This is a genomic window from Kordia sp., from assembly GCF_045105435.1.
In the GTDB taxonomy this organism is placed as follows: Bacteria; Bacteroidota; Bacteroidia; order Flavobacteriales; family Flavobacteriaceae; genus Kordia.
The window spans coordinates 1-5,086 of sequence record NZ_JBGCDL010000237.1 but is presented as its reverse complement, the minus strand read 5'-3'; the positions used below and the strand labels follow the sequence as shown (position 1 = coordinate 5,086).

The window sequence follows — 5,086 nt, the reverse complement described above, 5'->3', positions numbered from 1 at the left end:
CAGTATATATATTGATAATATTAAAGTTGAATCGTCAATTTTATCTGTAAGCGAAAACACCTTAGACCGCGCAATTTCTATGTATCCAAATCCAGCCACAAGCAATGTTGATGTGGTAATTAATACGACTATTGGAAATACCTACCAAATAGAATTGCTAAACAGCATTGGACAAAGCATTTCAAAAACAAAAGAAACACGTTTTAATGCGAATGCACGACAAAAACTAGATGTTTCTCAATACGGAACAGGATTATACTTTGTACGAATTACAATAGGAAATCAAACACTGACAAAAAAGTTGATTGTAAACTAAAAGAGTAACACCAATCCAACCATTATAAAAAATCCTGAGAACAGTACGTTCTTGGGATTTTTTTTACTTAAAAATGAAGTATAGATTTTGTTTATACTTTCTAATAAAACGATCTAAATCATTTATCAAAAATAACCTTTTTAGAAGCGTTTTTACACATATAAAACAAACTCGAAACCACTTTATTTGTTTAATGAAGAACTGCGCTAAAAACTACTTAAAAATTAAAAATAACGAAGTTGAGGTGAAGTGTGTGGATTTTTGATTTACGAATTTAAAATTTGCTGTAAAACCTCCTTTTTCAATCGTACACTAATCGGAATTGTGTGCGCGCCAATCAAAATCTGATTTCCTAAAATTTCAGAAACTTGTGCTTTAGAAACCAAATACGATTTATGTGTTTGTACAAAAAACTCATTTGGCAATTTGTCTCGCAATTGTTTCAAAGTTGTATGTGTAATAATAGTTTCTGTAGTCGTTACAATTTTTACATAATTTTGCATGGCTTCCACAAACAAAACTTGGTCAAGCTTTATTTTTTTGAGCGATTTATCACGCTTCACAAAAAAGACTGCTTCGTCTTCAGTTGTTTTAGTTAAACGATAGGCTTTATTTACGGCTTGCAAAAAACGATCAAACGAAATTGGCTTTACCAAATAATCAATAACTTCATACGAAAAACTCTCTAGCGCATATTGTGGATAGGCAGTTGTCATAATAACCATTGGAGAAGTGGGTAAACTTTTTAGCCAATCCAATCCAGATACAATTGGCATATTAATATCCAAAAAAATCAAATCAACCGTTTGTTCGTGTAATATTTCATTTGCTCGCAATGCATTTTTACACACACCAACTACATTTAAAAAAGAAATATCATTACAATAGGTTTCCAAGCCTTTTCTTGCCAACGGTTCATCGTCAATAATAATACAGTTTAGTGTTTTCATTTCATATCAATAATTAAATCAACTTGATAAAAATCGTCCTTTTCAATAATTGTTAAGGTATGCTTTTCAGGATATAAAAGTGCCAATCTTCGTTGTACATTTTGCAAACCAACACCACCAATTTTTATTTGTTGTAAAGTGACATCCGTGGTATTTTTTACAGATAATACAATTTTATGCGCAGCTTCTTCAATAGTAATTACAATGCTATTTTTTTCTGCTTCCTCATGATGACTTATATGTTTAAATGCATTTTCAATAAAAGGAGTCAGCAATAATGGTGCAATTTTTAGCGAAGCATGTTCAAAATCAATAGTGTATTTTAATACAATATCATCGCCTTTTCGAATGGCTTCCAAACGAATATATTGCAACACATAATCCAATTCTTTTTCCAACGGAATAAAGGCTTCGCTACTTTCATACAATTGGTACCGCAATAAGCCCGAAAACTGCAATAATGTATCTTTTGCTAACTTGTTATTGTTACCAATTAAATGATAAACGCTGTTGATTCCGTTGAATAGAAAGTGTGGATTTAACTGTGCTTTTAAGTATTTTAATTCTGTTTGATGTGTCTCTTTTAATAAAATTTGTTTGGCGCGTTCTGCATTTCTATATTCAAACAAAAAGCGATATAAAAATCCAAAAGCGGTATATAAAATGTGAAAGAATGCATTTTGAATAAAAATTCCAAAAATGACAAGCGGCAAAGGCGTTTCTGGCGTAAGTAAGTTATACTGTGAAGCAACTCGTGTATCTATGTAACTTTCCACGAAAGTGATTCCAATCAAAATCAACAACGAATACGTCCAAAATTTTAATTTTTTATGCTTGATAAAAAAAGCAGGAACCAACCAAAAAACTTGAATATAGCACAAAAACGCGTTGAAAACCATTCCGTAACTATATACAAAACCAAGCGAACCCGACTGATTGTCAAATCCCATCCAGGTCAAATTTCCTGTGGTGATGTACAAATAATTCAACACCCAAAAAACAAGATGTCCTAAAATAAGTATGTATAGTTTTGTTTTTGACATGGTATTATTTTTTGAAAAGTCATGCTAAACTTGATTCAGCATCTCACTAAATATATATTTTAATTGTTATGAGAAACCGAATCAAGTTTAGTTTGACGAACTTTTGTAGTTTTTTATAAAAGCTACAAAAGTTCAATCAAAGTAAAACATAAATTATCAATTTTTGGATTCTGTGGACTAAAAGCAGAAACATTTGTGAGCAGTACAACAGCTTTTTTATTTTCTTTATCAATAATCATACACGATGAATATCCGCCAGTGCCGCCGTTGTGAAACAATACTGTTTTTCCTTCTTTCGTAATAATATGCCAGCCCAAACCAACTTGAACCATTTTGTTTACGTTGATCGTTGCTTGTTGCGGTACATTATAAACAGCATCTTCTTTGAAGTTCTTACGGATAAATTTCTCCATATCAACTACATTCGATTTTATTCCGCCAGCGCCAACAAGCGCATCTGTAAAATCCCAATTGGAGTTTTCTGTACCATCTGCTTTCAAACCTTTAACCAATTGAGATTGCTCTACTTTTGATAAAAGAGTAGTGGTATTGTGCATTTGTAACGGTTTCAAAATATGTTCTTGCAGTAAATTTTCATACGATTTCTTCGTTTTTTCTGTTAGAATGTATCCTAACAATCCTGCGCCTAAGTTGGAATATGCACTCACTTTTCCAGGAATATTGTCCAAAGCTATTTCATTTTTCAAATACGTTTGCAACAGGTCAACTGTATATTTTTTATATGGATTTTCCATGTTTTCTTGTAATAGCGGAAAGATATTTTTTGGCAATCTTGGCAAACCAGATGAATGGTTAGCAAGCATTTTTAGGCTAATTTCGTTTATTTTCTTTGATGATTTTTCTATCGGAAACGATAATATATCTACCAATTTATCATTCAGTTGAAGGTTTCCTGCCTGAATTTGATGCGAAAGTAGGAGTGAAGTAAACACTTTTGTATTGGAGCCAATTTCAAAAACCCCTTCTTTATTGTCAATACTTTGTAAGGTGTCGTTTTTACGAATTACTCCAATATAATTTGTGGTTTCGCCATCAATTAACGCAATAGAAAGTTGTGTGTTATTTGGAAAAAGTTCACTGTTTTCAGCAATGACTTTTCGTATTTCGGAAGACAGTGTAGCAGTATCAATGTTGTTTATGGCTTTTTCTTGTGAAAGCACCGAATACACACATAAAAAAATAGTAATAAAATAAATAAGTCTTCGTTTCATGATGATTGTTTTTTGATACTTCAAAATAACCACATAAAACGAAGACTATACAATTCGTTTGACGAACGTTTATAAATTTTTGATGAGCGTCAAAATCTCATTAAATAGATTTCCATTTGTTATGAGATTCTGAATTGACACTGAATCAAGTTCAGCATAACGTTTCTAAATATTTCTTACTCTTTAATCTCTGTCATTTCCATCGTATTCTCCGGAATTTTTAAAGACGTTTTAAAATCTGGGAAATACGCAATAATTGAACCCGTATCTTTCATTTCTTTGGCTTCTACGAATGTCCATTTTTTAGCAGTTTCATTATAAAAACCTAACATATAACTTGTTGAAATAATGCGCTTTCCGCTCATTTTCATTACGTTGTAATTTTCTACATAACAGCGATATTCTCCTTGTTCTTTTACAATGTTAGAAACCGATTTTGTTTCTGCAATTTCATACGCAAATCCACCTGCCTTCATTTGCGAAAATGTAGTTTTTAAATATTCTTCCATAACATCAGCGCCGCCAGCAGCATTTAAAATGTTTGGATGTGTGTACGTAAGTAAGGTTTTAAAATCTTCTTTTATAGTTGCGTCACAAGCAGCTTGTGCGTCTTTCTTTGCGCTTGATTTTAGCGTTTTCATATCTTGTGAAAATACGTGTGTAGCACAAAATACAAATAGGAGTAACGTGATTTTTTTCATGTTGATGGAGTGTTATAATTTTTTAATATAATGGAAAAAACCCAAAATCGTGCCATTTTGGGTTTTTATATAAAAAGTGTTTAATTACTCACTTTTCTTTTTCTGATTTTTCATCGCTTCACCAATTTGATTACTTGCGGTAAAACTAGCAACCATATCGTTTAGCATATTGCTTCCTGCTTGTGGCGAGTTTGGTAGTAAAATTAAATTACTATTTGTTTCCTGACCAATAGCTTGTAGTGTATCATAATGTTGAGTTACTACAATTAAGGCAGATGCTTCTTGCGAGTTAATTCCAACTTTATTCAATACTTCTACAGATTCTTCCAAACCACGTGCAATTTCACGACGCTGATCGGCAATACCTTGCCCTTGTAAACGCTTGCTTTCTGCTTCTGCTTTTGCTTTTTCAACGATTAAAATACGTTGTGCATCTCCTTCATATTGTGCAGCAGTTTTTTCTCTATCGGCAGCATTAATTCGGTTCATGGCTTCTTTTACTTGCGCATCAGGGTCAATATCAGTTACAAGTGTTTTAATGATATCATAACCATATTCTATCATGGCGTCATTCAATTCAGCTTTTACAGCAATTGCAATATCATCTTTACGTAAGAATACATCATCCAAAATCATTTTTGGAACTTCGGCACGAACTACATCAAATACATACGATGTAATTTGATCGTGCGGATAATCTAACTTATAAAAAGCATCTTCTACTTTAAGTTTGATTACTTTATATTGAACTGAAACTTTTAAACGGACAAATACATCATCTTTCGTTTTTGTTTCAATAATAACGTCTAATTGCTGGATTTTTAAACTTAATTTTCCTGCAATT

General features: G+C 32.1%; 6 protein-coding genes. 1 reads left to right on the top strand and 5 read right to left on the bottom strand.

Annotation, left to right across the window (positions count from 1 at the left end):
- The coding region (locus AB8B65_RS12200) for a T9SS type A sorting domain-containing protein (protein ID WP_405301316.1) at positions 1–316 on the top strand (316 nt) is incomplete at its 5' end.
- Between the two features lie 266 nt (positions 317–582).
- Here the strand turns inward: AB8B65_RS12200 and AB8B65_RS12195 are convergent.
- From AB8B65_RS12195 to AB8B65_RS12175, 5 genes are all read right to left on the bottom strand, one after another.
- Positions 583–1,266: a LytR/AlgR family response regulator transcription factor gene (locus AB8B65_RS12195; RefSeq protein WP_405301314.1), complete on the bottom strand. Its 684-nt coding sequence runs from the start codon at positions 1,264–1,266 to the stop codon at positions 583–585.
- Positions 1,263–2,309 (bottom strand): sensor histidine kinase, encoded by a 1,047-nt coding sequence (locus AB8B65_RS12190; protein WP_405301313.1) that lies wholly within the window; start codon positions 2,307–2,309, stop codon positions 1,263–1,265. Before AB8B65_RS12190 ends, AB8B65_RS12195 begins: the two co-directional genes overlap by 4 nt.
- Positions 2,310–2,431: 122 nt before the next feature.
- Positions 2,432–3,541 (bottom strand): serine hydrolase domain-containing protein, encoded by a 1,110-nt coding sequence (locus tag AB8B65_RS12185; RefSeq protein WP_405301312.1) that lies wholly within the window; start codon positions 3,539–3,541, stop codon positions 2,432–2,434.
- Positions 3,542–3,717: 176 nt separating this feature from the next.
- Complete coding sequence (locus AB8B65_RS12180) at positions 3,718–4,242, bottom strand: hypothetical protein (protein WP_405301310.1); 525 nt, start codon at positions 4,240–4,242, stop codon at positions 3,718–3,720.
- Between the two features lie 84 nt (positions 4,243–4,326).
- Positions 4,327–5,086 (bottom strand): SPFH domain-containing protein (locus AB8B65_RS12175; protein ID WP_405301309.1); only part of this gene is annotated, 760 nt, incomplete at its 5' end.

Bases quoted from the DNA above. Each gene is read 5' to 3' on its own strand.
- AB8B65_RS12195 (WP_405301314.1), bottom strand. From the start codon at position 1,266: ATGAAAACACTAAACTGTATTATTATTGACGATGAACCGTTGGCAAGA.
- AB8B65_RS12190 (WP_405301313.1), bottom strand. From the start codon at position 2,309: ATGTCAAAAACAAAACTATACATACTTATTTTAGGACATCTTGTTTTT.
- AB8B65_RS12185 (WP_405301312.1), bottom strand. From the start codon at position 3,541: ATGAAACGAAGACTTATTTATTTTATTACTATTTTTTTATGTGTGTAT.
- AB8B65_RS12180 (WP_405301310.1), bottom strand. From the start codon at position 4,242: ATGAAAAAAATCACGTTACTCCTATTTGTATTTTGTGCTACACACGTA.